27 protein-coding genes are annotated in these 24,992 nt (G+C 55.2%); 15 read left to right on the forward strand and 12 right to left on the reverse strand.

Features of this window, described 5'->3' with window-relative positions; all coding sequences use genetic code 11:
- Positions 1-31: 31 nt before the first annotated feature.
- From AUQ42_RS04460 to AUQ42_RS04480, 5 genes are all read left to right on the forward strand, one after another.
- Positions 32-1,207: a quinone-dependent dihydroorotate dehydrogenase gene (locus tag AUQ42_RS04460; protein ID WP_068517899.1), complete on the forward strand. Its 1,176-nt coding sequence runs from the start codon at positions 32-34 to the stop codon at positions 1,205-1,207.
- Between the two features lie 5 nt (positions 1,208-1,212).
- Positions 1,213-2,097 carry a TIGR01459 family HAD-type hydrolase gene (locus AUQ42_RS04465; protein WP_068517900.1) on the forward strand — a complete coding sequence of 295 codons (885 nt, stop codon included), beginning with the start codon at positions 1,213-1,215 and terminating at the stop codon, positions 2,095-2,097.
- An 81-nt stretch (positions 2,098-2,178) separates the two neighbouring features.
- Positions 2,179-2,676, forward strand: a complete 498-nt coding sequence (locus AUQ42_RS04470) for a hypothetical protein (RefSeq protein ID WP_156480831.1) — start codon at positions 2,179-2,181, stop codon at positions 2,674-2,676.
- Positions 2,657-2,851, forward strand: a complete 195-nt coding sequence (locus tag AUQ42_RS04475) for a hypothetical protein (protein ID WP_068517902.1) — start codon at positions 2,657-2,659, stop codon at positions 2,849-2,851. The genes AUQ42_RS04470 and AUQ42_RS04475 overlap by 20 nt, the downstream gene beginning before the upstream one ends.
- A 129-nt stretch (positions 2,852-2,980) precedes the next feature.
- Positions 2,981-3,439 carry a pyridoxamine 5'-phosphate oxidase family protein gene (locus AUQ42_RS04480; RefSeq protein WP_068517903.1) on the forward strand — a complete coding sequence of 153 codons (459 nt, stop codon included), beginning with the start codon at positions 2,981-2,983 and terminating at the stop codon, positions 3,437-3,439.
- Between the two features lie 30 nt (positions 3,440-3,469).
- Here AUQ42_RS04480 and AUQ42_RS04485 read toward each other — a convergent pair whose 3' ends face one another.
- Both AUQ42_RS04485 and AUQ42_RS04490 read right to left on the reverse strand, forming a co-directional pair.
- Entirely contained in the window at positions 3,470-4,342 is an 873-nt protein-coding gene (locus AUQ42_RS04485; protein ID WP_068517904.1) for a DMT family transporter, read from the reverse strand.
- Positions 4,343-4,495: 153 nt separating this feature from the next.
- A complete protein-coding gene (locus AUQ42_RS04490; protein ID WP_068517905.1) occupies positions 4,496-5,350 on the reverse strand; it encodes a D-amino-acid transaminase in 855 nt (284 codons plus the stop codon).
- A gap of 391 nt (positions 5,351-5,741) precedes the next feature.
- Between AUQ42_RS04490 and AUQ42_RS04495 the strand changes: the two genes are divergently transcribed.
- A complete protein-coding gene (locus AUQ42_RS04495; RefSeq protein WP_082817730.1) occupies positions 5,742-6,659 on the forward strand; it encodes an arylamine N-acetyltransferase in 918 nt (305 codons plus the stop codon).
- A 93-nt stretch (positions 6,660-6,752) separates the two neighbouring features.
- On the opposite strand, the gene AUQ42_RS04500 is transcribed toward AUQ42_RS04495, so the two are convergent.
- The 7 genes from AUQ42_RS04500 to AUQ42_RS04530 all read right to left on the reverse strand — a co-directional run bounded on the left by AUQ42_RS04500 (position 6,753) and on the right by AUQ42_RS04530 (position 13,651).
- Positions 6,753-7,865, reverse strand: a complete 1,113-nt coding sequence (locus tag AUQ42_RS04500) for an ABC transporter ATP-binding protein (RefSeq protein ID WP_068517906.1) — start codon at positions 7,863-7,865, stop codon at positions 6,753-6,755.
- Between the two features lie 13 nt (positions 7,866-7,878).
- Positions 7,879-8,730, reverse strand: coding sequence for a carbohydrate ABC transporter permease (locus AUQ42_RS04505; RefSeq protein ID WP_068517907.1), 852 nt, complete (start codon positions 8,728-8,730; stop codon positions 7,879-7,881).
- Between the two features lie 12 nt (positions 8,731-8,742).
- Positions 8,743-9,684, reverse strand: a complete 942-nt coding sequence (locus tag AUQ42_RS04510; RefSeq protein WP_068517908.1) for a carbohydrate ABC transporter permease — start codon at positions 9,682-9,684, stop codon at positions 8,743-8,745.
- On the reverse strand, positions 9,681-10,949 hold the full coding sequence (locus AUQ42_RS04515; RefSeq protein ID WP_068517909.1) for a sugar ABC transporter substrate-binding protein: 1,269 nt from the start codon (positions 10,947-10,949) through the stop codon (positions 9,681-9,683). Before AUQ42_RS04515 ends, AUQ42_RS04510 begins: the two co-directional genes overlap by 4 nt.
- Before the next feature lie 32 nt (positions 10,950-10,981).
- Positions 10,982-12,169 carry a PLP-dependent transferase gene (locus tag AUQ42_RS04520; protein WP_068517910.1) on the reverse strand — a complete coding sequence of 396 codons (1,188 nt, stop codon included), beginning with the start codon at positions 12,167-12,169 and terminating at the stop codon, positions 10,982-10,984.
- Positions 12,153-12,875 carry a FadR/GntR family transcriptional regulator gene (locus tag AUQ42_RS04525; protein WP_068517911.1) on the reverse strand — a complete coding sequence of 241 codons (723 nt, stop codon included), beginning with the start codon at positions 12,873-12,875 and terminating at the stop codon, positions 12,153-12,155. Before AUQ42_RS04525 ends, AUQ42_RS04520 begins: the two co-directional genes overlap by 17 nt.
- Before the next feature lie 389 nt (positions 12,876-13,264).
- A complete protein-coding gene (locus AUQ42_RS04530) occupies positions 13,265-13,651 on the reverse strand; it encodes a cytochrome c (protein ID WP_068517912.1) in 387 nt (128 codons plus the stop codon).
- 232 nt (positions 13,652-13,883) lie between these two features.
- Here AUQ42_RS04530 and AUQ42_RS04535 point away from each other — a divergent pair, with 232 nt between their 5' ends.
- The 6 genes from AUQ42_RS04535 to AUQ42_RS04555 all read left to right on the forward strand — a co-directional run bounded on the left by AUQ42_RS04535 (position 13,884) and on the right by AUQ42_RS04555 (position 19,948).
- Positions 13,884-14,615: an enoyl-CoA hydratase-related protein gene (locus AUQ42_RS04535; RefSeq protein WP_068517913.1), complete on the forward strand. Its 732-nt coding sequence runs from the start codon at positions 13,884-13,886 to the stop codon at positions 14,613-14,615.
- Positions 14,616-14,880: 265 nt separating this feature from the next.
- Positions 14,881-15,363, forward strand: coding sequence for a sigma-70 family RNA polymerase sigma factor (locus AUQ42_RS04540; RefSeq protein ID WP_068517914.1), 483 nt, complete (start codon positions 14,881-14,883; stop codon positions 15,361-15,363).
- A complete protein-coding gene (locus AUQ42_RS15765; protein WP_156480832.1) occupies positions 15,360-15,506 on the forward strand; it encodes a hypothetical protein in 147 nt (48 codons plus the stop codon). The genes AUQ42_RS04540 and AUQ42_RS15765 overlap by 4 nt, the downstream gene beginning before the upstream one ends.
- On the forward strand, positions 15,506-16,612 hold the full coding sequence (locus tag AUQ42_RS04545; protein ID WP_068517915.1) for a FecR domain-containing protein: 1,107 nt from the start codon (positions 15,506-15,508) through the stop codon (positions 16,610-16,612). The genes AUQ42_RS15765 and AUQ42_RS04545 overlap by 1 nt, the downstream gene beginning before the upstream one ends.
- A gap of 283 nt (positions 16,613-16,895) precedes the next feature.
- On the forward strand, positions 16,896-19,217 hold the full coding sequence (locus tag AUQ42_RS04550) for a TonB-dependent siderophore receptor (RefSeq protein ID WP_231856681.1): 2,322 nt from the start codon (positions 16,896-16,898) through the stop codon (positions 19,215-19,217).
- Between the two features lie 143 nt (positions 19,218-19,360).
- On the forward strand, positions 19,361-19,948 hold the full coding sequence (locus AUQ42_RS04555) for a HupE/UreJ family protein (RefSeq protein WP_068517917.1): 588 nt from the start codon (positions 19,361-19,363) through the stop codon (positions 19,946-19,948).
- A gap of 106 nt (positions 19,949-20,054) precedes the next feature.
- Here AUQ42_RS04555 and AUQ42_RS04560 read toward each other — a convergent pair whose 3' ends face one another.
- The 3 genes from AUQ42_RS04560 to AUQ42_RS04570 form a co-directional block, all read right to left on the reverse strand.
- Positions 20,055-20,978: an ABC transporter permease gene (locus AUQ42_RS04560; protein WP_068517918.1), complete on the reverse strand. Its 924-nt coding sequence runs from the start codon at positions 20,976-20,978 to the stop codon at positions 20,055-20,057.
- Between the two features lie 7 nt (positions 20,979-20,985).
- Positions 20,986-21,765, reverse strand: a complete 780-nt coding sequence (locus tag AUQ42_RS04565; RefSeq protein ID WP_068517919.1) for an ABC transporter ATP-binding protein — start codon at positions 21,763-21,765, stop codon at positions 20,986-20,988.
- Between the two features lie 99 nt (positions 21,766-21,864).
- Entirely contained in the window at positions 21,865-22,851 is a 987-nt protein-coding gene (locus tag AUQ42_RS04570; RefSeq protein ID WP_068517920.1) for an ABC transporter substrate-binding protein, read from the reverse strand.
- Positions 22,852-23,152: 301 nt separating this feature from the next.
- On the opposite strand from AUQ42_RS04570, the gene AUQ42_RS04575 reads away from it, so the two are divergent.
- From AUQ42_RS04575 to AUQ42_RS04585, 3 genes are read left to right on the forward strand one after another with little or no spacing between them, the layout of a single operon-like run.
- On the forward strand, positions 23,153-23,461 hold the full coding sequence (locus AUQ42_RS04575; protein ID WP_156480833.1) for a hypothetical protein: 309 nt from the start codon (positions 23,153-23,155) through the stop codon (positions 23,459-23,461).
- Positions 23,462-23,513: 52 nt separating this feature from the next.
- A complete protein-coding gene (locus AUQ42_RS04580) occupies positions 23,514-24,242 on the forward strand; it encodes a HupE/UreJ family protein (RefSeq protein ID WP_114113502.1) in 729 nt (242 codons plus the stop codon).
- A gap of 16 nt (positions 24,243-24,258) precedes the next feature.
- Positions 24,259-24,918 carry a transmembrane anchor protein gene (locus AUQ42_RS04585; RefSeq protein WP_068517922.1) on the forward strand — a complete coding sequence of 220 codons (660 nt, stop codon included), beginning with the start codon at positions 24,259-24,261 and terminating at the stop codon, positions 24,916-24,918.
- Positions 24,919-24,992: the final 74 nt, after the last annotated feature.

The following is a 24,992-nucleotide window of genomic DNA, read 5'->3' on the forward strand; positions in this document are numbered from 1 at the left end:
CAGGTTGTCAAACGCAAAAGGAGCCTGTCGCGTGGGGTGGTACAAGTCACTGGTTTTGCCGATTGTCCGCTGGATCGATGCAGAGACCGCACATGGTCTTGCCATATGGGCCTTGAAAAACAATCTGGTGCCGCGTGCGGATGACGCAACGGACGCGACCCCGATCCTTGAAACCGAAGTTTTCGGGCGCAAATTTGCCAATCCGGTCGGGCTTGCCGCGGGGTTCGATAAAAATGCCGAGGTCCCCAATGCCGCCCTTTCACACGGGTTCGGATTTGTTGAAATCGGATCGGTGACACCTTTGCCGCAACCGGGAAATCCCAAGCCGCGCCTTTTCCGTCTTTATTCCGACCGGGCGGTAATCAACCGCATGGGCTTTAATAATGACGGGGCGAAGGTCGTGGCAAACAGGCTGCGCAAACGTGCGCGCCGTGGCATCCTTGGGGCCAATCTTGGCAAAAACAAATATTCCGAAGACGCCGCCGATGATTACGCCAAGGGGGTAGAGGCACTTGGCCCCTTTGCCGATTATCTTGTCGTCAATGTATCATCGCCCAATACACCGGGTCTTCGTGCCCTTCAGGGTCGGGCTCCGCTTGAAAAGCTTTTGAAATCGGTGCTGAAGGCACGCGACAAATTCGCCAAGGGTGTGCCGGTGTTGCTTAAGGTCGCACCGGATCTGACCGATGAAGACAAATCCGACATTGCGAGCGTGGTGCTCAAGGTCAAAATCGATGGCATGATTGTCTCGAACACGACGATTGACCGGCCGGTCGGGCTTAATTCCTATGACCAGGATGAAAAGGGTGGTCTTTCGGGCCCGCCATTAATGGAACCATCGACCAAGGTTCTTGCCGATTTTTACCGCCTGACCGAGGGCAAGGTGCCGTTGATCGGGGTTGGCGGGATTGCATCGGGCAAGGATGCCTATGAAAAGATTTTGAATGGTGCGTCGCTGGTGCAGCTTTATTCATCGCTGGTCTATCACGGGCTTGAGCTTGTCACCGAGATCAAGGAAGACCTTGCCCGCAGGCTGCGCAAGGATGGCTTTGCCAATGTTGCGGACGCGGTTGGTGCGGCCTTCCCGGAAATTTCGGGCAAGGGCATCCCGGTGGATGAAGCCCGCGACGCCAAGGCAGCACTTGAAGCCAAAACTGATGCCAAAACTGATGCCAAATCGGGCAACAAAGAAGATAAAAAGGACTGACCGGAATGAGCAAAGCCGCCCCCTATGAAATGATCAATGGCCTTTCGGAAGTGATCGGCAAATATGATGCCGTGATCCTTGATCTTTGGGGGGTGGTGCATGATGGGGTTGATCCCTATCCAAGCTCGATCCCGGCGATGAAGGCGCTCAAGGATGCCGGTATTCCGGTTGCCCTGTTATCCAACGCACCACGTCGTTCGTCGGTGGTGACCGGCCGGATGGAAGATATGGGCATTGCGCGGGATCTTTATGGTCCGGCGGTGGCATCGGGCGAGATCGCCTATCGCCAGCTCGTTGATCGTACCGATCCTTGGTATGCGAAACTGGGCCGCAAGGTTTTGATGGTCGGTCCGGTGCGCGATATGTCGATGTTTGAGCATCAGGATGTCGAAATCGTCAAAACGGTCGAAGACGCCGACTGGGTCCTGATCACCGGCCCGAACGAGGACCACGATCCGGTCTCGAAATATGAAGACCTTTTGCACGCACTTAAGGCCCGCAATCTTCCGGTCCTGTGCCCGAACCCGGACCGCGAAGTGATCCGGGGTGGGGAACGCATCATTTGTGCCGGTGCCATTGCCGGACGGTACGAAGAACTGGGCGGTGATGTCCGCTGGGAAGGCAAGCCGTTCGCCAGTGCCTATGACTTCTGTCTGCAAATGTTTGACAAAGGCCCAGATGCGAAATTGCTTGTCGTCGGCGACAGCATATCGACCGATATTGCCGGATCAAACAATGCCGGACTTGATGTCGCCCTTGTCACCGGTGGCATCCACGCCGCCGAACTGGACGCGCCGCGCGGCACCCTGCCGGAACGTGAAAAGCTTGATGCGCTTCTGGCGGCCACGGGCCGTCACATCACCTATGCGATCGGGGATTTTTGCTGGTAAAATATGGCTTATCGTGAAGCGTATGTCAGAGTTCTGAATTTGCTATCACGCGCTTTCGATCATGTTGAAGGCGAAGGTCATATGCGGCCCGTCATCGTCGGTGGGGCCGCGGTGGAGCTTTATACCCAGGGCGCGATTGTGTCCGGGGATATTGATGTCATCACGCCCTGGCAGGAAACCTTCGAGGTGGCCCTTGAAAAAGAAGGCTTTGTGCGCAGTGTTGGCTTTGGCGCGTTTGCACGCGGATTTCAGCATCAGGAATTCGGTTTTGGGGTCGAAGTTGTTGGCAGGCAACTGATGGAAGGTCATGCAGATCAGGACCGCGTTCTGATCATTGATCTTGAAGGTGGTGGTAATGTCAGCTTCATTGCACTTGAAGACCTGATCGCTGATCGAATGGGGCAGTATAATGCGCCGCCAAACATGCGTGACGATATGCTGCAACAGGCCGCAGAGCTGCTGAAGCTTGCGGAAACTGTCGATAAAGCTTATCTTGATCGCAGAATATCGGACGAAACAGGTGGTGATTTTTCACTGCTATTTCTGGAAAACTACGTTAATGCGCAGAACAACTCTTAAAGAGCTTGGACAATCTATTGAGCGGAAGAAAGCCGAACTTGGCTATTCCGGGCAGGATTATGTTGCGCGCAATTCCGGGGAATACCGCACCGAAAGCAAGCGCGCACTTCTGCGCAATATTGCGGCTGCTGCGGCGGAGCGTGGTGAAGAGCCGCCGTTCAAGGCCAATTACTAATCCCTGTGCACATGGATGTGCTTGACCCGCTTTTCTGGTGAAAGGCGGGTTTGTTTTTATGGTCAGTACGCGGTTGAGCTGTCAAAATGTGCAGGCAAACCGGTCATAAAGACGTGCGAGTAATGCCCGATGCTCAGTGATGAAATCCGTGATTATGCCAACCGCTCGGTCCTGTGCTGGTTGGCGACCAGCTCCGGGGACGGGCCGTCGGTCAGCCCCAAGGAAATCTTTGCCTGTTATGGTGAAGACCGGCTCATCATTGCCAATATCGCATCCCCGCAATCGGTTCAGAATGTTGCACGCGATCCGCGTGTTTGTGTCAGTTTTGTCGATGTGTTTTCGCAAAAAGGCTGGCAGCTTTATGGCGAGGCCGTGCTGATGCGCCCGCGTGATGAGGGCTTTGACCATCGTCATGCCATCTTGCAAGGCATGGCAGGCGATGCGTTTCGGGTCGGATCATTGATCGATGTGCGCGTCATCAAGGCCAAGGAAATCCTGGCACCCAGCTATCGCTTTAATCCCGATATGGACGAAGCCGCCATGCGGGCTGGTGCGATGATCAGTTACGGCGTAAAGCCCCGCGATTAGCAGGTGCGCCAAGGCGGGGCTTTTCCTTGTTCAATGCTCTGCCACGCGCTTTTCGCGGAAGATGATGAAGATGCCGCTGGCGGTGATAATGGCCGCCCCGACAAAGGTCAGAAGATCGGGTGTTTCGCCCCAGAAGAACCAGCCAAGCCCGGTTGCCCAGACAAGGGCGGTATAGTCAAAGGGCGCAACAGTCGGGGCATCGGCAACCCGGAAGGCCTGGGTGATCATGGTCATGCCGCCGGTGCCGACAAAGGCAATGGCGATGAAAAGCCCGATATCCTCGACCCGGATCGGGGTCCAGAAATACCAGACGGTCGCACCGCTTAAGATCGTGCTGGTGAAGCTTAGATAAAACAAAAGCGTCCACATGCTTTCGCGGGCATCAAGCAACCGGGCGCTCAGCATCAAAAGTGCATAGGTAAAGGCCGTGGCGACGGGTAAAAGCGACACCGGTTCAAACGTTGCCGCACCCGGGCGGACAATCACCAGAACCCCGATGAACCCGACCATGACGGCCAGCCAGCGCCGCCAGCCAACGCGTGCAATCAGCACCGAAGAAATGGCGGTGATGAAAAGCGGGGCGACAAAGGCAAGAGCCGTTGCCTCGGCCAGGCCCATCAGATGGATGCTGGTAAAGAACATGATGGTGGCGGTGATCCAGATGACGGTGCGCATGAAATGCACGCCAACCCGGTTGGACCGAAGCCCGCCAAACCCGACCATCTTGATGGCAAGCAGAGTAGCAAAGGGAAGCGCAATCGAATTGCGCATAAAGATGATCTGGATCGGCGAATAATGATCCATCAATCCCTTGGCCAAGGCATCATTGATGCAAAGCAGGGCGACACCGGCACACATCAGGATGATGCCGGTCATGTTATGTTGGGGCTGTTGAGCATTCATGGTTGGTGGCGCTTTCCCTTTTGATGGCATGTTTGTTGGGGCGTTTTGCCATCTGTCTTCGAGTGTTAGGGGAAAAGGGCAGGTTAGGCCACAAAGAAAAACGCCGCCCGGTTACAGGCGGCGTTTGCGTTGGGACGCAGATGTAAGAGCCGATCAGAGTGCTGTGGCGCGGTTGGCTTCGATGTAAATCTCGCGCAGGCGCTTGGCGATCGGGCCGGGAACGCCATCGCCGATTTTCTTGTCGTCGATTTCAACCACCGGGCAGACAAAGGCCGAGGCCGAGGTCGAGAATGCTTCTTTTGCATTCTGGGCTTCTTCAATCGTGAAGTGGCGCTCTTCGACTTTAAGCTGCAATTCCTCGGCACATTTCAGAACCGATGCGCGGGTGATGCCGTGCAGAATGTCAGTCGAAAGTTCGCGGGTTACAATCGTGCCGTCCTGGGTCACGATATAGGCGTTGTTGCTTGATCCTTCGGTGACAAAGCCATCGAGAACCATCCATGCATCGTCGGCACCCTTGGATGCGGCTTCGGTTTTGAGAAGCGACGCATAAAGCAGCTGCACGGTCTTGATGTCGGACCGGCGCCAGCGGATATCGGGGAAGGTGACGATTTTCTGTCCACGTTCGGCCAGGGCTGATTTGATCAGCGATTTGCTTTGCGTGAACATAACGATGGTCGGCGTGGTTTCCGGGTTGATTGCGAAATCACGATCACCAGCCGACCCCCGCGAGACCTGAAGATAAATCAGGCCTTCGGTGATGTCGTTGCGTTTTACCAGCTCGCGGTGGGCTTCAAGCAGCTGATCGATATCAGGCTTGAACGCAAATTTGAGTTCGGAAAGCGAGCGTTCAAGACGCTTCATATGACCCATGAAGTCAATCAGTTTGCCATCAAGCACCGAGGTCACTTCATATACGCCATCGGCAAACAGGAAGGATCGGTCAAAGATCGAAATCTTGGCTTCGGTTTCCGGCAAAAATTCGCCGTTCACATAAACAGTACGCATGGCAACTTTCCTGGGTCAGGAACGGATATGGCTATCCGTCTTTGTTTGATATGGCGACGTTTCCATCGGTCTGCCCGGACATTTTCCGTGGCGGGTTGGTCCCGGCGACCGTCTAAAATCGATTTAGCTACTGATTATCACAGGATGAGGGGCGCTGTCGTGCAAAAGCTGTGGATCATGCGTCTAATTGATTGATTGTTGCTTGTATGGGGCGACAATGGCCGGTCATTGTTGTGATGTGGTCCCGAATATTGTCATATTGTCGAAGATTGTTCGATTTCGAAGCCAAAAAGCAAAAAGACAATTTTTTCCTTTTGACCTTAACATTGGTTGAGGTTCTATCGTCCTGTTCCATGAGATGAAAATATCATCAGGATTATGGAGCCGATTGATGAACAGTCCCCAGCCAATACGCCGCGACGTCACACCCGCCAATGATCACAACCGTTTGCAAAGCCGGGTCAATGCCAGTTGGGCAAAGCCGGTCCGCATACCGGTTCAGGAAGTCGATCTTGATGCCTATTTCGCCCGGATCGGTTATGACGGCCCGCGCGAAGCGACCCTTGAAGTCTTGCAAACCCTGCATGCCCTGCATCCGGCCAATATCCCGTTCGAAGCGATTGATGTCTTCAATGACAAACCCATCAGCATCGTGCCCGAAGATGTGGATCAGAAACTGATCCATGACGGGCGGGGCGGATATTGTTTCGAACAAAATTCCCTGTTCCGCCGGGTGCTGCGCAGCCTTGGCTTTGCGGTCGAAGGTCTAGCCGGACGGGTGTTGTGGGGATATGGCGAAAATGATCTGCCACGTCCGCGCTGCCACATGGCCAACCGGGTGACCATCGATGGCGAGGCATGGCTGGCCGATGTTGGTCTTGGCGGATGTGTGCCGACCGCGCCCTTGCTGCTTGATACTGCCATGCCACAGGTCGCCCCGCATGACACCTATCGCGTGACCAAGGGTGAGCACAGCTATTTTGTCGAACTTGAACGTGATGGTGTGTGGAAGGCAGTGCATGAGATCGATATCGCACCGGTGGCCGACATCGATTACGAGGTCATGAACTGGTACGCATCCGACCACCCGGAAAGCGGTTTTTGCAAAACTCTGATGGTGGCGCGATCCGCACCGTTTGCGCGGTTCACACTTCTGAACAATCGCCTGACCATCCGGCTTGTCACCGGCGAGGAAGAGCAACATACCCTTAGTGTCGGTGACATCCCGCAAACTTTACAGGACATCTTTGGCATTGCGCCTGATCCGGCATGGCGCTGGGCCTTTGCAAGATTGGTCAATCACGGTTAGGGATAAACGAGTGTGCGGTGTTTATGCCGCCTGTGAATGATCAAGGGCGGGGAGTTGTCGGCTCCCCGCCCTGTTTATATTTCAATTTATCTTTCAGTCACGATGATCACCATGCGGTTCGCTTGCCGGGGGAAGACGTTTTTCCGATGCGCTGTCAAAGACATGGACCTTTGTCATGTCAAAGGCGATATGGATGAAACTGTCAACCGCATAGTCCGGGCGATCCATGGTGAAAATCTTGATCGGTTTGCCTGCCAGCGTCACATGGACCAGGGTCGATAGCCCCATCGGTTCGATCAGCTCAACCTTGGCCGGAAGGCCGTTTTCCCCGTCAGAGACGATGGTGATATGTTCCGGGCGCGCACCCAGTGTCACCGGCTGATTGTGTTGGGCATCGCGCGCGGGCAAAACCGGTACCAGCGCACCGTCAGTCAGGCGGATGCCCGCACTGTTTTCCCCGACCTGTTCATAGCTTCCTTCCAGGAAGTTCATGGCTGGTGAGCCGATGAAGCTGGCAACAAAGATGTTGGCCGGCCGGTCATAGATTTCGACCGGGCTTCCGACCTGCTGAATGATGCCGTCATGCATGGCGACAATCCGGTCGGCCATTGTCATGGCTTCGATCTGATCGTGCGTGACATAGACCGATGTGGCACCAAGGCGGCGATGCAGTTTGCGAATTTCAGTACGCATCTGTTCACGCAACCGGGCATCAAGGTTTGAGAGTGGTTCATCAAATAGGAACGCCTGGGGTTTGCGCACAATCGCACGCCCCATGGCAACACGTTGACGCTGCCCACCCGAAAGTGCCTTGGGCCGGCGTTCCAGAAGGGCGGTCAGGCCAAGAATTTCTGCAACGCCTGAAATCGCATCGGCGATTTTTTCCCTGGGGGTTTTGCGTAAGGTCAGGGCGTAGCTCATATTTTCGGCCACCGACATGTGCGGATAAAGGGCATAGGACTGAAACACCATGGCGATGTCGCGGTCCTTGGGTTGCAATTCATTGACCACGGTTCCGGCAATCGAAATATCGCCCGATGTGATGTCTTCAAGCCCGGCAATCATGCGCAGCAACGTCGATTTGCCACAGCCCGACGGACCGACAAGGACAATGAATTCCCCGTCCGAGATTTCAAGATCAATGCCGTGCAAAACATCAACCGCGCCATAGCTTTTGCGCGCATTTGCAATTTGAATGGAAGCCATATGAAACGTCCTCTTATCCTTTGACCGCGCCAGCCGTAAGCCCCTGCACCAGATAACGCTGGATCAGCAGGAAGAACAGACAGGCGGGAATAAGTGCCAGCACACCGGCAGCCATCATCTGGCCGAAATCGACACTGAATTTTGAAACGAATGACAGAAGCCCGACCGGGAAGGTCGATGCGGACTCGCTGCTGACCAGCATCAGGGCAAACAGAAGTTCGCTCCAGGCGGCGGTAAAGACAAAGCCAAGCGTCGCCGCCACACCCGGAAGTGTGAGCGGCAGGATGATGGCGCGGAATGCTTCAAACCGGGTATTGCCATCAATCATCGCGGCTTCTTCAAGATCCTTGGGGATGCCGTCAAAGAAGGACTGCATCAAAAAGGTCGCAAATGGCACATTGAACGCCGTATAGACAATGATCAGCCCGGTCAGGCTGTCAGTCAGGCCAAGCGGGGCCAGAATTTTGAAGATCGGCGCAATCAGCATCACCAGCGGGAACATCTGCGTAATCAGCATCAATGCGACGATGATCACCTTGCCGCGAAAGGCAAAGCGCGAAAACGCATATCCCGTAAGGGCGGCCACCAGCGTTGTGACAATGGCGGTCGTGCCCGCGACAATCACGGAATTCAGGAAATAGTGCGGAAAGTTGCTTTGGGTCAGAACGAATGTGTAGTTCTCCCAGGTGGTGCGCGACGGCCACATACGGACCCCTTCGGTATAAAGGATGTCGTTGGGCGTCACCGAAACCTTGAGCAACCAGTAAAGCGGAAACAGCGCAAAGATCACAAAGGCGGCAATCATCAGATAATGACTGCCCCAATAGAGCCATTTGCGCGCTGAAGTTTGTCCGGTCAGGGTCATGGGGCGGAGTTCCTAACTATCGGCATGGGTCATGGCACGGCGCAGCGCGATCACACTGAGCGCATAGGCCAGCAACAGAACCAGAAGCACCGCAGCAATCGCCGAGGCATAGCCGAAATCAAGCCGTCGGAAGGCCTGGGTAAAGATGTAGGAGGCAACGATCTGGGTGGAATCTGCCGGGCCGCCATTGGTCATGACGACAATCAGATCGGCGAAATTGGCAATCCAGATGGTGCGCAACATCAGCGTGATGGCAATGGTGGGCGCAAGGAAGGGCAGGGTGATGCTGATGAATTGCTGTCGGGTGGTTGCGCCGTCAATGGACGCTGCCTCATAGAGTTCCTTGGGGATCGATTGCAGGGCGGCCAGCATGGTGATGGCAAAGAACGGAATGCCAAACCAGATATTGGCAATGATCGGCCCCCACATCGCAAGGTCGGGATCAGACAGGATATTGAACGGTTCGGCCATCAGGCCAAGCGACGTCATCCAGTGCGGCAGCGGGCCGACCACCGGGTTGAACATCCATGCCCAGTTCAGACCCGACAAAAAGGTCGGCACCGCCCATGGCAGGAACACCAGTGCCTGCACCAGCCGACGGCCCAGAAACTGCCGGTTCAGCAAAAGTGCCAGAATAAGGCCAAGGCTGAACTGAAACAGCAGGGATCCGAATGTCCACCATGCGGTATTGGCAAGCGCGCCCAGAAAAGCCTGATCGGAAATCAGGGCTTCGAAATGGGCCGTGCCGACAAAACCGCCGCTGAACGGATTAAGGATGCGGATGTCGCGGAACGCGTAGCTCAGTCCAAGGATCAGCGGCATCAACATCACCGCGATGATCAGGACAAGGGCCGGCGAGACATAAAGATATGGTTCGATGATCCCGGAAATCTTCCGTGAGAAGCCCCCCCGTCTTTCGACGGGGAGTTTTCCGGTTTGGGTTACAGTGGTCACTGATTTGCCTGCATCCAGTTTTTCTGTGCCGGGGTCAGATATTCTGCCCACTGATTGGCCAGTTCTTCCGGGGTGATCCGGCCCAGCATGGCTTCCTGACTGGTGCGGATGACCAGGCTGTCCTTGAAGAAGGCAAATTCTTCAAGATGGGTCGGCATGACGGTCGGGTGAACGTCCGGGTCGGACAGTTCGGCGAACCATCCGGCAAATTGCGGGCTGGCAAAGAACGGATCGCTTTCGGCACCGTTATGGATCGGAAGGGCACCGATGCGCTTGTTCCAGGTCAGGTTGCTGTCCTTGGATTCAAGATGGGCAATCAGTTTCCAGGCTTCGTCTTTATGTTCACTGTTTGAGAACATCGACCAGCCGGCATAACCGATGGTCGGGAATGCCTTGCCCGACGGGCCTTTGGGCATGGTGGTCACGCCAAAATCTTCTTCTTTCATGCGGCTTGAAATGGCGATCAGGGCGTCGGGGTCCTGATCAAGCATCGCACAGGTGCCCGAATAGAAACCGGCCACAATTTCGTTAAAGCCCCAGTTCAGGCTGTCTTTGGGTGCCAGGCCGTCCTTGTAGATATCGACCAGATATTCCAGACCATTTTTCCAGCCATCGGAATTGAAGGTGCTTTGACCGTCTTCGGTAAAGAAGTCGTTCGAACCGGCCATGGCCGCGCCAAACATCACCCAGCCATTCAGACCACCCGGCCCGCCGCGCATGCAATAGCCGTATTTGCCCGGAAGATCCGATACCTTTTGGGCCGCAGCGCGGAAATCTTCGAGGGTTTCGGGGACTTCGGTCACACCGGCTTCTTCGAACAGTTTCTTGTTATAGAACATCGCACGAAGATAGAAACCATAGGGCAGCATATAGGCGGTATTCCCCGCCGAGCGCGCAAATTCCAGAGCGCGATCATTCAGTGTTTCCGCGCCGTCCCATTTCGCAAGATAGGGTTCAAGACTTTCAAGCGCGCCATTATTGGCATACAGCGTCAGCCAGGTGTCGGGCATCTCGACAATGTCGGGGGTCTGACCGGCCGAAACCATGGTGGCGAATTTTTCGAATGCCTGCCCCCAGGGCAGGGACGTGATTTCAACCGTCACACCGGGGTTGGCGGCCTCGTATTCCGCGACCAGCCCTTTAAGGGTTTCGGTGCGTTCGGGGCTGGTGATGACTTCGACCAGCTTCAATGTGGTGTCGGCACAGGCCTGACTTGTTAGCGCAATAGTCGTTACACCTGCCAGTAGCGTTGTTTTCCAGTTCATGGTGAAGTTCCCTGTTTTAAACGATAGTGTTCTTACTTCAGGCTTGCCTCGATTGCGGTCGCCAGGTCAGACCAGAGGTCGTCGGCGCTTTCGAGACCGATATGCAGGCGGACCAGATTTTCGGGCACGCCAAAGCGCATCGCCGAATTGGGCCCGCCCACTTGCGCCCGCGTAACCAGTGCGGGGACAATCAGGCTTTCATGTCCGCCCCAGGACACACCGATCTTGAAAAAGCGCAGCGCATCAACAAAGGTCGGAATGTCGACCTCGGGGGCGAATTCGAATGAAAAAAGTCCGGAAGAACCGCTTAGTCCCGGGGCGGCCGGATCCATCAGGCCGGGATAGTGAACAGCGGTTACTTTGGGGTGATCGGCAAGTTTGCGGGCGATGATCATGGCCGACCGTTGATGTTCGCGCATGCGTGCCGGAAGCGTGCGCAATCCGCGCAACAGCAACCACCCGTCAAAGGCCGACAATTTCGCCCCGAGATAGGGCAGGATCGTTGATCGCACCCGGCCGATGAAATCGTTGCTTCCGGCAATGACACCGGCCACCACATCGCTGTGCCCGCCGATATATTTCGATGCCGAATGAATGACCACGTCACAGCCAAGGGTGGCTGGCTGACAAAAGACCGGGGATGCCCAGCTGTTATCAATCATCGAAACCGCACCATGATCGCGCGCGATCTCGCACAGGGCCTTGATATCATGGGTGTGGAAGGTCCAGCTGGTCGGGCTTTCAAGATACAGCACCTTGGCCCCGGGCAGAATGGCGTGCACCGCATCAAGGTCGCGACCATCGACGTAATCGACGCTGACATCCATGTCGCGCAGGAACATTTCGAAAAACCGGAACGCATCGGGATAGCAATGTTCGACCGACACAATCCGGTCGCCCGGTTTGACCACCGACAGAACAGCCGATGAAATGGCGGCCATGCCGCTTGCCAGACCAAGGGCGTCCTCGGTCTTTTCAAGGGCGGCGATCTTTTCTTCGAAGGCACGGACCGTCGGGTTGAGCCCACGCGAATAGACCGGTCGGGTTTTGCGCCCGGCATAGGTTTCGACCATTTCGTCGAAATTCTCGAATGTGAACAGAGAATTCTGGAAAATGGGCGGCACCACGGCATTTGCGAAATGTTCCGCGTCATAGGCCACGACGCTTTCGGGGTTGCTGACAGTTTGCTTGTGATTGTTCGGATTATTGTTGTTCTTCATCAGACATTCTCACGATGTCGTTCTCGACGACTTCAAGGATGGCAAGGGTGTGCTGGCGGGCCAGTTCGGCATCGCCGGCAACGATGGCGTCAAACAGCATGCGGTGAAATTCAAAGGATGAACTTGCGAAATCGGGGCGGTTGAACGGCTGGGCAAAGAAGCTTTCGAATGCTTCGCGCATTTGCCCCAGAAGCTGTTCGAATAACGGATTACCCGATGCCTTGTAGATCGACAGGTGAAACACCAGATCGGCCTCGCCAGCGGTACCGAATTCAAGATGTTCGGCCTCCATCGCATCAAGGGCGGCGCGCATTTCGTCAATGTCCTGTGCGGTGGCGCGTTTGGCGGCCAGCATGCTGGCTTCGACTTCCAGCCCGCGGCGCACTTCAAGGGTTTGCAACAACCCGTCGCGCTGGGTGGCGATCGAAAGCGGCATGAACAGGGTCTTTTCACTGACTTGCCGCTTCAGATAGGTGCCCGATCCCCGCCGGATTTCGACAACACCCAATGCCTGCATATGGCCGATGGCTTCGCGGATGCTTGACCGGCCAACTTTCAGGCCCGCCATCAATTCGCGTTCGGGCGGCAACCGGTCACCCGGTGCCAGTTTGGAACTGACGATGAAATCGGTCAGGGCTTCAAGGATCGCATCACGGCGTCCCGATGTTTCAATGGGTCGAATGGTCGCTCCGTCCGCGTGCGGCACATCACACCTTCTTGTTTGTCATCACAGGTCCGGACTGCCGGGGTGAACTGTTCAATCTGGTCAGTCATCAGACGTCAGACCAATTTTTGCGTTGAATCGGTTCAAGTCAAGTTCAAATTCAACCAACCGGTGATTTATGGGGGGATTTGCAGACTAATTCTCGGCTGGTTTGTGCAGGCGCGAAATTGAGAAAAGCCGCGGTTTTCAAAGGGTGGGGCATGAGGGTCGATCCGCACATACGCACACGCATTCAGGTTTGATCATGCGCCGGATTTTTATGGCCTTGGGGGCAAAACCGGCGGGGAATCGGGCGGGTTTGGCCCGGAAAAGACAAATCTGGATGGCGAACAGGATGAAATGCGGGATGACAGCGCGGGTCCGGTGCGCGGTTATTTTCCGGCTTTGGCGCGGGCTTCCTGGCTTAAGGATTCCATATAGACCAGAAGATCGGCGATGCTTTCCGGTGTCAGGGTGAATTCCGGCATCGTCATATTGTCATGCGATACGGTGATGCCTTCTGCCAGTGCTTCTTCCAGGTTTTCAAGCGGCCAGCGCAGACCGAAACTTGCCAGGGACGGCGCATCGGCAACGGCCGGATCCGGGGCCGGGTCGCCGTCAAACTTGGTGTGACACCGCAAACAGGTCTGCTCGGCAATGGATTGACCACGCGTGACATCGCCATGTTCTTCGCCCTTGCGTGACAGATAATCGCTGATCCCCCACATGCCCGCGGCAACGATCCCGGTCACAAGGATGACAAGGCTGATTTTCTGCATGGTGGATCTCCCCCTGTGGCGTGCCTGAAACGGGCCGTTTTCTTGTTGATATCAATCGACTTTACCACAGGTTGGTAACGAATTTCCTAAGCCGGTTGGCAGAAATCTGAGCCCACATGCCAGATTTTGACGATTGTTTTGGGGCGATGGTTCCTGTTTTCTATCTAAGTTGACGTTTACGTAAAAGTAAACAATGCTCTCGCGAAATACCGTTTCAGGAAGGAGGCCCTTAATGGAAAACAGAATCACGTCAGATACCAGCGATAACATCTGCACAATAAGCATCAATCGCCCCGAGAAACGTAACGCCCTTAATGAGGCGATGTTCGATGCACTCGCAAACGCCATGAATCACGCAAACCAAAATACAAATGTGCATTGCGTCATACTGCAGGGTGTCGGGCCACATTACAGCGCCGGACACGACATTGCTGAATTCGCCAAGCTTTGGCCCCAATCCCAAGACGGTGCGGTGCGTCGTTGCATTTCTGCCTTTGCTCAACAATCCAAGCCGATGGTGGCCGCAGTAACCGGGGCAGCCGTGGGTTTCGGCGCCACAATGCTGTTACATGCAGACTGGGTTGTCGCAGGAGAAAGTACTGTGTTTAAGTTTCCCTTTGCGGATCTCGGTATCGTTCCTGAAGCTGGTGCAACGGCGCTTCTGGCGCGCAGGGTAGGCGACATGATCGCTCGAGATTGGCTTTTAAGCGCCCGTCGAATATCGGCAGAGGAGGCGTTACACCATAGATTTGTTTCATGTGTAAAACCGGATGTCGATGTTCATGCAGCAGCCCGCGACTATGCACTTTGCCTCGCAGCAAAACCTGCCGATGCATTGCAGACCAGCCGTCGCCTGTTAAACGAAGGAAGCCTGTTGTCTGCCTGCGACGCGATCGAGAAGGAGGTCGTCTGCCTGAATACTTTGATCCCGGCGGTGGCCAAGGCATCCAGCGGAAATTCATAAGTCTGTTACTGCCAAATAGGCCAGTTTGCGAACAGCATCAACGAATTGGGCCTCCAGAGACCCGTTTGCCATTCAACAAGCAAAAGGCCGGCTTTTTTGGTGAAATAGCTAAACTTGTTGAAAGCAACAGTGCTGTTGCGAGTGAAAGTTATTGATAATCAGTATCACTTGCGATATGGCTCAAGCCGTGGGGAACGGAGCTTGAAAGGGCTGCGCATAAAGGAATGCCTGTTTGGCCGGTAATTCAACATCTTTGACATTGTTCATGCGCCAAAGACCGGCGCTTGTGAACTATGCCAGTTCGATCATCGGCAACCGTGTGTTGGCCGAAGATCTGGTGCAGGAAGCCTGGTTGCGGTTTGACGAGGCGTCCAAAGGCCGGTTTCTGGAAGACGCGACCGGGTATCTTTACCGGATCGTGCGCAATCTTGCCCTTGATAGCAAACGGCGCGATGCGCAGGAAAGTCGTGTTACCGGGGCGGTTGACTATGAAGTGATCGCCAATATTTCGCCCGCACAGACGCCGGATCCGGAAACCATCGTTCTTTACAAAGATGACTATGCCACCCTGATGCAGGCCCTGGCCGAGCTTCCCGAAAGAACGCGGATTGCCTGCGAAATGCATCGCTTTGGCGGGGCCAAGCTGCGCGAGATTGCCGAATTCCTCGATATTTCTGTTCCGCTGGCCCACAAGCTGGTGGCGGACGGTATTGACCATTGCCGCGAACGTCTGGGCGGTTGGCCATGAAGGTAATGCATGACCCGGTCATTCTTTTCAGTGTAGAAGATCGCATTGCTGCCCGTCTGGGTGGTGATCAGATGCGATTGCTGACAAGATATGTCCGTGGCACGGCCGATCAAATTGCGCGCCCGGACGGTGAAATGGTGTGATGACAGGGATGACAAACCCGGCGCAAGCCAAGGCAGCAAAAGAAGCAACCGACTGGATTATCCGGTTGCACGAAGCGCCCGAGGACCGCAAACTCAAGGCAGAATTTGATGCCTGGTGCGCGCAGGATCCGCTGCATCTTGATGCCTGGAATGCGACCAGACGCACCGCTGATTTGATGGCGGGGATCGCACCGCTTGGGGCCGATCAGGCTAAAGACGGCAAAGCCGACTGGCAGCGTTTTCTGGATGCCAGACGTGCATCCGAAGACGATCTGGCCGATGTCAGAACCGCTGCTGGCGAAGATGCCATCGCAGCCCGGGCCGAAGAAACCGCCAAAGTCATCGCCGCCCAAAGCCGGTTTAAAAAACGCGGCAATACATCCTGGCGCGGGATTGGTCTTGGCGGGCTTGCCATTGCCGCATCGCTGGTCGCAGCAATAATCGGGCCGCGGATTGCAACCGAAATGCAGGCTGATCATTTCACCAAGACAGCCGAAATTACCACGGTGACGCTGGCCGATAACAGCACAGTGACCCTTGCACCTGAAAGCGCGATCAAGGTGCGGATGGATGGCACCACCCGGTTTGTTGAATTGCTAAGCGGGGAGGCGTTTTTTGAAGTCACTCCCGATCTGCAAAAGCCGTTTACCGTCGGTGCCGATGCCGTGACCGTAACCGTGCTGGGCACAGGATTTGATGTGTCTGATACGGCGGGTCGGTCGAGTGTCGCGGTTGAACATGGGCAGGTCCGTGTTGAAAATGCCCCGACCGTGCCACCGGTGTCGGAATTGCTTGAAGCCGGACAACAGGCCCGGGTCAGCCGCGACGGACAGGTTCGCCGGTCAACCGCCCCGGCAAGCCAGATCGCCGCATGGCGCCACAATCAGCTGATCGCCCAGGATCAGCCGCTGGGCGAAATCGTTGACCGGTTGCGCCGGTATTATACCGGCACCATCGTCATTACCGATGCCGAACTGTCCCGTCAGACAGTGACCGGGGTTTATCGCCTTGATGATCCGGTATCGGCCCTGCGCGGGATGGCCCGTGCGCAAAAGGCAACGGTGCGTGAAATTACCCCTTGGTTGCTTGTTGTGTCGCCGTCCTGATCAAATCCGGATCATGAGGCGCGCCGGGAAATTTGCGTAAAACCGGGGCTTTCAGGCTGATTTTGAATTTTCTGAAACTTTTTTTGAAAAAACACTCAGCCGATCCGTTTTGTTTCATATCTCGCCATTGAGAAGCGTTTGCATTCTCAGTCTGGTTGGGGCATATGACGTAAAACGGAGATTAAGACGAATGAAGAGTGGGGGTGCAGACACGCTGCGTAATCGTGGACGTGTTGCAGTTATAGCCAGTGCCTTGATGATGACGACCGCCTTGGCGCCCGTCATGTTTGCAAGCGATGCGACCGCCCAGGTCGCGGCAAACGGCATTGATGGTCAATATGCCTTTGACATTCCGGCCCAGTCGCTGACCAGTGCGCTTGCGCAATTCGGTGTTCAGACCGGGCTTCAGGTGACTGTGGATGGCGCGCTTGCCCGTAATGTGCAGGCCAGTGCCGTTTCCGGTACCATGCGTGCAGATACGGCACTTGAAGCATTGCTGCGCGGAACCGGACTGAGCTACGACATCACCGATGACGAAACCGTGGTGATCGAAGCGGTCAATACCGGCGGGGCCGCACAGGGCGAAGTTCTTGACCCGATCCGGGTTGAGGCGAATGGCGCAGAAGCATCGGGTCCGGATGTTGCCATTACCGAAAGCTTTGTCGCATCGCGCAGCCGCACGGCATCGAAAACCGACACGCCAATTCTTGATGATTCATCGGCCGTGTCCGTGATCACCCAGAAAGAAATGGAAACCCGCAACGTTCAGGACATCCAGCAGGCTGTTTCCTATACCGCCGGTGTCCAGGCCGCGGAATACGGGTCAGATTATCGCTATGACTATGTGCGTATTCGCGGCTTTGGCCAGACGTCGCTTAGCAGCTATCGCGATGGTCTTCCCATTCGTATCTACAACTTTACCAACAGCCGTCCCGAACCGTATGGTTTGCAGCAGATCGATGTGCTTAAGGGATCGACATCAAGCCTGTTTGGCCTGAATGGTCCGGGCGGTCTGGTCAATATGACGACCAAACGTCCCGAAGACGAAGCTGGCGGCGAAGTCTTTACCACCTTTGGTGAAAATCACCTGCGCGGTGGCGGGGATGTTACCGGCCCTGTGGTCGAAGGCAGCAACTGGACATACCGTTTGACCGGCCTTTGGCAGGATGCCGAACGCAGCCAGGATTATTCGCAGGATGACCGTCTTTATATCGCACCTGCCTTTACCTACAAGCCCAAGGCAGGCACCGAAGTTACCCTTCTGACAAGTTACAGCGAACGCGACAGCGGTCTTGGCTATGGCTATCCGATCGGGATCGAAACCAGCCGCGATGCGTTCTTTGGGGAACCGGATTTCAACAATTTCGACACCGAAGAAACCAATATCGGTTATGCGCTTTCCCACCAGATTACCGATAAGCTCGAATTTCGTCAGAACGCGCGTTACACCCATGTCGATCTGACCTATGAAACCATCTATCTCAATGACAGCACACCGCTTGGCAATCGTAATGCCTTTGCGATTTATGGTGAACTTGACCGCTTCGGGATCGATAACCAGCTGCAATATGACACGGCGATCAACGATACCTTTGACAGCAAAACGCTGATGGGGATCGATTTCAACCGTGACCGGAACCGCGAATTCCGCCGCGACGGTACGGCATCGGCAATTGATCCGTACAACCCGTCCTATTGCGGGCTTTCCTGCATCACATTCACAAGCAGTTCCGACACCGAAATCACCCAGTCGACCTATGGTGCCTATCTGCAGGAACAGCTGACCATTGCCGATGACTGGATTGCGACGGTTGGCGGGCGCTTTGACTATGTTCAAAGTGACACCGACACCATCAGCAGCGGCACCACGGCCGAACGCGATGATCACAAATTCACCTCGCGCCTTGGTCTGACCTACAAGGCGACCAACGAAGTTTCGATTTACGGCAATTATTCGGAATCCTTCCAGCCGGTCTATTCCGGTCTGGCGTCGCGCCCCGACGGGGTCAAACCGCAGGAAGGCACGCAATATGAAATCGGCGTGAAATATCAGCCCGAAACCTTTGATGCGCTGTTTACCGCGGCCCTGTTTGACCTGACCCAGGAAAACGTGTCGCAGTGGAATTCAAGCACCAGCAGCTATAAGCAGATCGGCGAAATCAATTCGCGCGGGCTTGAGCTGGAAGGCAAGATGTCACTTGATGAACAGACCAACCTGACGCTTGCCTATACCTATCTCGATGCGGAAATCAAAGACGACATTACGGCCGCCAATATCGGTAACAGCCCGGCAAACGTTCCCGAACATCAGGCATCCGCGTGGCTTGATTACACCATTCCGGGGCAGGGCTGGTTTGGGGATCTGACCCTTGGCGGTGGCATGCGCTATACCGGCGAACGCGCACGTAATGACGGCAATACCGAAACGCTTGGCGGATACACGCTGTTTGATGCAGCGGTCATTTATGCGGTGACCGATGATGTCAGCCTGTCGGTCAATGCCACCAACCTGACCGACCGTGAATATGTGTCTTCCAATACCTTTGGCAGCCGCTATTACGGTGATGGCCGCACGGTTCTGGCGACCCTTAAATACAGCTGGTAACAGCTGATCCAATCTATCTTCTGGCAAAAGGGCGGGGCATTTTCCCCGCCCTTTTCGTTTGGGATATTGGCATTGAGCGATCTGTATGATAATTTTTAAAAACTTCATAAGTTCGAATTTCAGATCATACAGGAGATTTCAGAATGCGGCATTCATCGCTTGTTGCCTTTGCCATTGCGGTTTTGGCGGCAACGCCGGCACTTGCCCATACCGGGGCGGGTACGGTTTCGGGTTTTGCATCGGGTTTCGGGCATCCGATCGGTGGTCTTGACCATTTGCTGGCGATGGTTGCGGTCGGCATTCTGGCCTCCCAGCAAGGGGGCAAGTCGGTCTGGCTTCTGCCTTTGTCTTTTGTCGGCATGATGACTGTCGGCGGCATTCTGGGCGTTGCCAATGTTGCTCTGCCGTTTGTTGAGCTTGGCATTGTCGGTTCGGTGATTGTGCTGGGCGCGGTTATTGCCCTTGGCAAACATCTGCCGACCGGTGCGGCGATGGCGCTGGTTGGTCTGTTTGCGGTTTTCCATGGTCATGCCCATGGCACCGAAATGCCGGCAACCGCCAGCGGCATCGAATACGGGATCGGCTTTGCTGTTGCGACTGCGGCACTTCATGCCATCGGACTTGGTCTTGGCATGTCGGTTAAAAAACTGGCCGAAAAGGCCGCCCCATTTGCCGTGCGTGCCGGTGGCGGTGCCATCGCAGCAGCGGGCGTTTTCCTGCTTGCGGCGTGAATGCAGTCCGCGATGACCTGATATGAAAAACGGCCGCCGTTCCGGATGGGAAGGGCGGCCGTTTTGTTTTCAGACCGGTTGCATAGTGACGCAGACCGGGCAAAGGCTATTCGCGCAATTTCTCGCGTGCGGGTGCGCCGCCGCGTCCGCGCTTCAGGCTGGGCAGGGCCAGCATGGCCAGAACGAAAAGACCGGTCGCCAGTTTAAGGTCGGGAGGTGGCATGCCTGCCGCCAGGCACAGCGACACCAGCTGATAATAAATGATCGCCCCGACAAACGGCGCCAGAAGCTGGCGAAACACGCTTTGTTTGCCGACGACCGCCTCGCCGATCATCAAGGCGGCAAGACCGTTGATCAGAATGCCAAGCCCCATATTCACATCGGCAAAGCCTTGTGACTGGACCATCAATGCGCCACTGGTCGCCGAAAAGGCACTGGCAAGGCCGACACCGACAATGGTTGAAACCCAGACCGAAATGCCCTGTGCCTCAGCCATGGCGGGGTTGGAACCAACCGCGCGAAGGGCCGTGCCCTTTTCGGTTTTGAAAAACCAGTTCAGGGCCAGGAACACAGCCGCACCAATGATCCCGGCAATGATGATCTTGCTGACCGGGAAGCCCGGGGTAACGAACGGTGCCCAGTTATAGACACTGTCCGAGCCAAAGATCGACAGGTTCGATTTGCCCATGATGCGCAGATTGATGCTGTAAAGCATCGTCATCATCAGGATCCCGGCAAGCAGGGTGTGAATGCGGAACCGCAGGTGAATAAGTGCCGTACAGCAACCGGCCAGAAAACCGCACAACAGGGCCACGATGATCGCAAGCGCCGGGTTCATGCCCGCGGCAATCAGAACACCGCATACACACCCGCCCAGCGGATAGGCGCCCTCGCTGGTCAGATCGGGGAAATGCAGGGTGCGGAACGGGATCATGATGCCCAGAACCACAAAGGCCAGAATAAGGCTTTGGGCAAGGGTCACCGGCACAAGGGCGACATAGCTGGTAAAGGTCGAAGACAGAAATTCCATCGTATTCTTAAGCCCCCAACATCATCGCATCGGTCTTGACCGCGAAATGATCGACCAGTTTTGCCACGGTTATATTTGCTTTTTCGTCGCCACCGATCTGAAGTTTGACGCGGCCGGCATCAAGCATGATGACGCGATGCCCGTAATCGACAGCGTGCTGCATATTGTGGGTCACCATCAGCGTCGTCAGTTTCAGGCTGTCGACCGCACGAACGGTTGCCTGCATGACAAGGTCCGCGGTGCGCGGATCAAGGGCCGCGGTATGTTCATCAAGCAACAACAGATCGGGCGATCCGCCAACCGCCATGATCAGCGACAATGACTGGCGCTGTCCGCCAGACAGAAGTTCCACCTTGGTGTTCAGGCGGTTTTCAAGCCCAAGACCAAGGGTAGCAAGCCGTTCCTTGTAATCGGCAAGCCGTTTGGCATTAAGCCCGCGCGCAAGGGTGCGTTTTTTGCTGCGCAATTCGGCCAGAAGCATGTTTTCGGCAACCGTCATGCTGGCCGCAGTCCCCAGCATCGGGTCCTGAAACACGCGCGCAATCCGGGTGGCGCGTTTATGAACCGGGGTGTTGGTGACGTCATCCCCGTTAATCAGGATTTGACCGCTATCAAGGGGAAGCGCGCCAGACACGGCGTTCAGCATCGTGCTTTTGCCTGCCCCGTTTGATCCGATGACCACACCGAATTCGCCGGTTTGCAAGGTCAGGTCAAGATTATCAAGTGCCACCTTTTCGTCGGGTTGTCCGGCGTAAAAGGTTTTGCGTGCAGATCGGATTTCAAGCATCCGTCTTCTCCTTGGGCCATGTGTGACATGGCGAAATGGCATTGGCGCCGAAGGGAATGACCACTTGCGGCGCCAATGTGTGTTCAGGTCTGGACGAAATTATTCGACGATGCAGCCGCAATCGTTGAATTCAGCCGGAATTTCGATCCCGAAGGCCGCAGCAGCCGATTTTGAAATCATCGGTGCATGGGTTTCATAGGACGGGGCGGACGGCGGGATGTCTGCCGGTGATTTGCCCTTAAGGATTTCGGCTGCGATCTTGCCGGCATTCAGGCCGACCTGGCTGTAATCAACCGAGAAGCTGGCCGGAACGGTGCCATTGGCAACAGCCGAACTGTCAGAGTTGACAATCGGAACGCCGATCTGGCGCGCTGCGGCCGACACGGCGGCAATGGCCGGCTGGATCAGGTTCGATGCCGGGGTATAGATGACGTCTGCCTTGCCTGCGACCGATGTGATGCGCTGCTGGATGTCATTGACGTTATCAATGCCGACCGCAACGACCGAGAAACCGGCAGCCGGTGCCAATGCTTCGACCTTTTCAAGAAGGGCAACGTCATTGGCTTCGCCCGGGTTGTAGGGCAGGGCAAGGCGTTTGGCATCCGGAAGAAGCTTGCGGGTGAATTCCAGAACCGCTGCGATATCCTGAAGATCGGACGCGCCGGTCATGCCCTCGTCACCGGCTTCCCATGACGGGACCAGCTTGGCAGCAACCGGATCGGTCACAGCCGAAAAGACGATCGGAATGCCCGATCCTGCCAGCGCCTGTTTGGCAATCTGCGAAACCGGGGTGGTGATCGTGTAGATCAGTTTCGGATTCTCGGATTGCAGCTTGGTGATCATCTGGGGCACCAGGGATGCGTCAAAGTTGGTGTGGCTTTCGGAATAGGAAACGTCTTTGCCCTCAACAAAGCCGTTTTCAGCCATGGCTTCCTTGAAGCCTGCAATCGCGGCATTAAGCTGCGGATGTTCGCCGAAATTGGCGATCCCGACCTTGATTTCCTCGGCCGATACGCTTGAGACGGACGCAAAAAGGCTGCCTGCCAGGACCAGTCCGGAAAGAAGGCCCGATTTGTTCATTTTCATTACCTGAAACTCCCTGATTCTTTTGGGCCGGCATTCGCTGCGCCGACCTTGAATGCGGATCATGCGAAGTTCCGGTCAGGCCGTCAACTGAATGTCGACGAGAACGCTGGCTGACGCCGTGAAATCGCATCGCACCGGAATTTGAAAGATCACGGTCACCAAATTGCCACTTTGCATTCTTACGAGCGGACAGTAGAAGAATGAGAATGCACCTTTCTGGTGAAGCATGAAGGATCGTCTGTCCGATATGGCCCGCATTTGCAAAGCAAACAGCCGACTATGTGTCTGCCTGATGCTGCTTATGGCTTTTGTAGCCCAGCAGTGGCATCTGGCGCCGTCGGTGTTTTTGCCTGCCGGGGATCATGCTTCAGAAATTGCCTTCGCCGACATTATTGCACATGGTCACAGCCATGACTGGGATGAACAGGGCGAACCTGACAGGCACAAAATCCCTTCGACGCACGATTTGATCGACCACGAACACCCGACGGTGATGTTGTTTGATCTGAACTATGCGTTTGTGGTTCCGGAAGGAAATGCATGGCAGGCAGACTTCCCGCTTGCCCGGACGTTGCAGGCCCAGCGCGACCTGCGGCCGCCGATTGTTTGATCCGGTTTCGAATATTCGGAATTTCTAGGATTCAAACAAAGAAAGTTCACAGATGAACAGTCTGAAAAGGGCTGCCTGTTCTGTTGTTGCGCGCGCGCCGCGTTCAGCAGGATTGTTGGCCGTCTCGTTGCTGTTGGTTGCATTTGCAACCGACGCCCTTGCGCATGCCGTCACCGAAGGCGACAAGGGATACATTATGGAAATCAGCGGCATAAATCTGATTCCATTTCTTTATCTCGGAGCCAAGCATATGGTCACCGGCTATGATCACCTCCTGTTCCTGTTCGGGGTGATCTTCTTCCTCTATCGCATGAAGCATATCGCCATATATGTCAGTCTGTTTGCTGTCGGGCATTCCACGACGATGCTGCTGGGTGTCTTCTTTGAATGGAATGTCAGCAGTTACCTGATTGATGCGATTATCGGATTGTCTGTCGTTTACAAGGCATTGGACAATCTTGGTGCATTCCAGCGGTGGTTCGGTTTTCAGCCCAACACCAAGGCCGCGACCTTGATTTTCGGCTTCTTCCACGGATTGGGTCTCGCGACCAAAATTCTCGAATACAACATCGCGCCAGATGGGCTGTTGCCAAATCTGATTGCCTTCAATGTCGGGGTCGAGATCGGGCAGCTAATTGCCTTGGCAATGATCCTGATTGTTATGGGCTTTTGGCGGAAATCCCCAGGTTTCTGGCGGCACGCCTATAACGCAAATGTCGCGATGATGTCAGCCGGATTCATGCTGATCGGGTATCAATTGACCGGCTACTTTGTAGCCTGAGAACAGGAATTTCAAAATGTATAACGCAAACAAACCAAATGCGGACGAATTGCCAAGCAGTGCACAATTGATCCGTTCGACCATTGCTGCTGCGGGTATCGCGATTGTTCTGCTGGTCACGGTAATTCTTCCGGCAGAATATGGCATCGATCCGACGCGCATCGGCAGCATGCTTGGCCTGACCGATATGGGCGAAATCAAATCCCAACTGGCAGAGGAAGCCGAAGCAGATCGGCAGATGCTGCGTGAAATGGAAAGCCAGTTCGGCACCAAGTCTGATGGTGATACCCAGTCCAGTCTGATGCAGACACTCGTTGGTCTGTTCATTTCTTCGGCCAAGGCACAAGATGCCGCAGATGGGTGGAAAGATACCGTGACCTTCACTTTGGAACCGGGGCAGGGCGTCGAATACAAACTCGTTATGTCCGAGGGTGCCGTCGCGCCTTTCATGTGGAAAGCCGAAGGTGGTGTTGTGAATTTCGATCTTCATGGCGATGGCCCGGGCGGCAAATCAGTCAGCTATGAAAAAGGCCGGGCATTGCCGTCGGACGAGGGGAATGTCACCGCCAAATTTGACGGTTATCATGGCTGGTTCTGGCGTAACCGCGACAAACAGAATGTTACTGTAACGCTGTATGTCAAAGGCGATTATGTGGAATTGAAAAAGACCTACTGATTGTCACAGACGCTGAATGAAGAGAAGGGGCAGACGGTGTCTGCCCCTTTTTTGCGAATGTATTGGACTGTATT

The organism is Thalassospira sp. MCCC 1A02491, from assembly GCF_001613785.1.
GTDB classification, from domain to species: Bacteria; Pseudomonadota; Alphaproteobacteria; order Rhodospirillales; family Thalassospiraceae; genus Thalassospira; species Thalassospira povalilytica.

What these genes read in the sequence shown, in the direction of transcription:
- AUQ42_RS04465 (WP_068517900.1), top strand. Translation starts at nt 1,213, where the DNA reads ATGAGCAAAGCCGCCCCCTATGAAATGATCAATGGCCTTTCGGAAGTG.
- AUQ42_RS04470 (WP_156480831.1), top strand. Translation starts at nt 2,179, where the DNA reads ATGCGGCCCGTCATCGTCGGTGGGGCCGCGGTGGAGCTTTATACCCAG.
- AUQ42_RS04475 (WP_068517902.1), top strand. Translation starts at nt 2,657, where the DNA reads ATGCGCAGAACAACTCTTAAAGAGCTTGGACAATCTATTGAGCGGAAG.
- AUQ42_RS04480 (WP_068517903.1), top strand. Translation starts at nt 2,981, where the DNA reads ATGCTCAGTGATGAAATCCGTGATTATGCCAACCGCTCGGTCCTGTGC.
- AUQ42_RS04485 (WP_068517904.1), bottom strand. Translation starts at nt 4,342, where the DNA reads ATGAATGCTCAACAGCCCCAACATAACATGACCGGCATCATCCTGATG.
- AUQ42_RS04490 (WP_068517905.1), bottom strand. Translation starts at nt 5,350, where the DNA reads ATGCGTACTGTTTATGTGAACGGCGAATTTTTGCCGGAAACCGAAGCC.
- AUQ42_RS04495 (WP_082817730.1), top strand. Translation starts at nt 5,742, where the DNA reads ATGAACAGTCCCCAGCCAATACGCCGCGACGTCACACCCGCCAATGAT.
- AUQ42_RS04500 (WP_068517906.1), bottom strand. Translation starts at nt 7,865, where the DNA reads ATGGCTTCCATTCAAATTGCAAATGCGCGCAAAAGCTATGGCGCGGTT.
- AUQ42_RS04505 (WP_068517907.1), bottom strand. Translation starts at nt 8,730, where the DNA reads ATGACCCTGACCGGACAAACTTCAGCGCGCAAATGGCTCTATTGGGGC.
- AUQ42_RS04515 (WP_068517909.1), bottom strand. Translation starts at nt 10,949, where the DNA reads ATGAACTGGAAAACAACGCTACTGGCAGGTGTAACGACTATTGCGCTA.
- AUQ42_RS04520 (WP_068517910.1), bottom strand. Translation starts at nt 12,169, where the DNA reads ATGAAGAACAACAATAATCCGAACAATCACAAGCAAACTGTCAGCAAC.
- AUQ42_RS04530 (WP_068517912.1), bottom strand. Translation starts at nt 13,651, where the DNA reads ATGCAGAAAATCAGCCTTGTCATCCTTGTGACCGGGATCGTTGCCGCG.
- AUQ42_RS04535 (WP_068517913.1), top strand. Translation starts at nt 13,884, where the DNA reads ATGGAAAACAGAATCACGTCAGATACCAGCGATAACATCTGCACAATA.
- AUQ42_RS04540 (WP_068517914.1), top strand. Translation starts at nt 14,881, where the DNA reads ATGCGCCAAAGACCGGCGCTTGTGAACTATGCCAGTTCGATCATCGGC.
- AUQ42_RS15765 (WP_156480832.1), top strand. Translation starts at nt 15,360, where the DNA reads ATGAAGGTAATGCATGACCCGGTCATTCTTTTCAGTGTAGAAGATCGC.
- AUQ42_RS04545 (WP_068517915.1), top strand. Translation starts at nt 15,506, where the DNA reads ATGACAGGGATGACAAACCCGGCGCAAGCCAAGGCAGCAAAAGAAGCA.
- AUQ42_RS04550 (WP_231856681.1), top strand. Translation starts at nt 16,896, where the DNA reads ATGTTTGCAAGCGATGCGACCGCCCAGGTCGCGGCAAACGGCATTGAT.
- AUQ42_RS04555 (WP_068517917.1), top strand. Translation starts at nt 19,361, where the DNA reads ATGCGGCATTCATCGCTTGTTGCCTTTGCCATTGCGGTTTTGGCGGCA.
- AUQ42_RS04560 (WP_068517918.1), bottom strand. Translation starts at nt 20,978, where the DNA reads ATGGAATTTCTGTCTTCGACCTTTACCAGCTATGTCGCCCTTGTGCCG.
- AUQ42_RS04565 (WP_068517919.1), bottom strand. Translation starts at nt 21,765, where the DNA reads ATGCTTGAAATCCGATCTGCACGCAAAACCTTTTACGCCGGACAACCC.
- AUQ42_RS04570 (WP_068517920.1), bottom strand. Translation starts at nt 22,851, where the DNA reads ATGAAAATGAACAAATCGGGCCTTCTTTCCGGACTGGTCCTGGCAGGC.
- AUQ42_RS04575 (WP_156480833.1), top strand. Translation starts at nt 23,153, where the DNA reads ATGGCTTTTGTAGCCCAGCAGTGGCATCTGGCGCCGTCGGTGTTTTTG.
- AUQ42_RS04580 (WP_114113502.1), top strand. Translation starts at nt 23,514, where the DNA reads ATGAACAGTCTGAAAAGGGCTGCCTGTTCTGTTGTTGCGCGCGCGCCG.
- AUQ42_RS04585 (WP_068517922.1), top strand. Translation starts at nt 24,259, where the DNA reads ATGTATAACGCAAACAAACCAAATGCGGACGAATTGCCAAGCAGTGCA.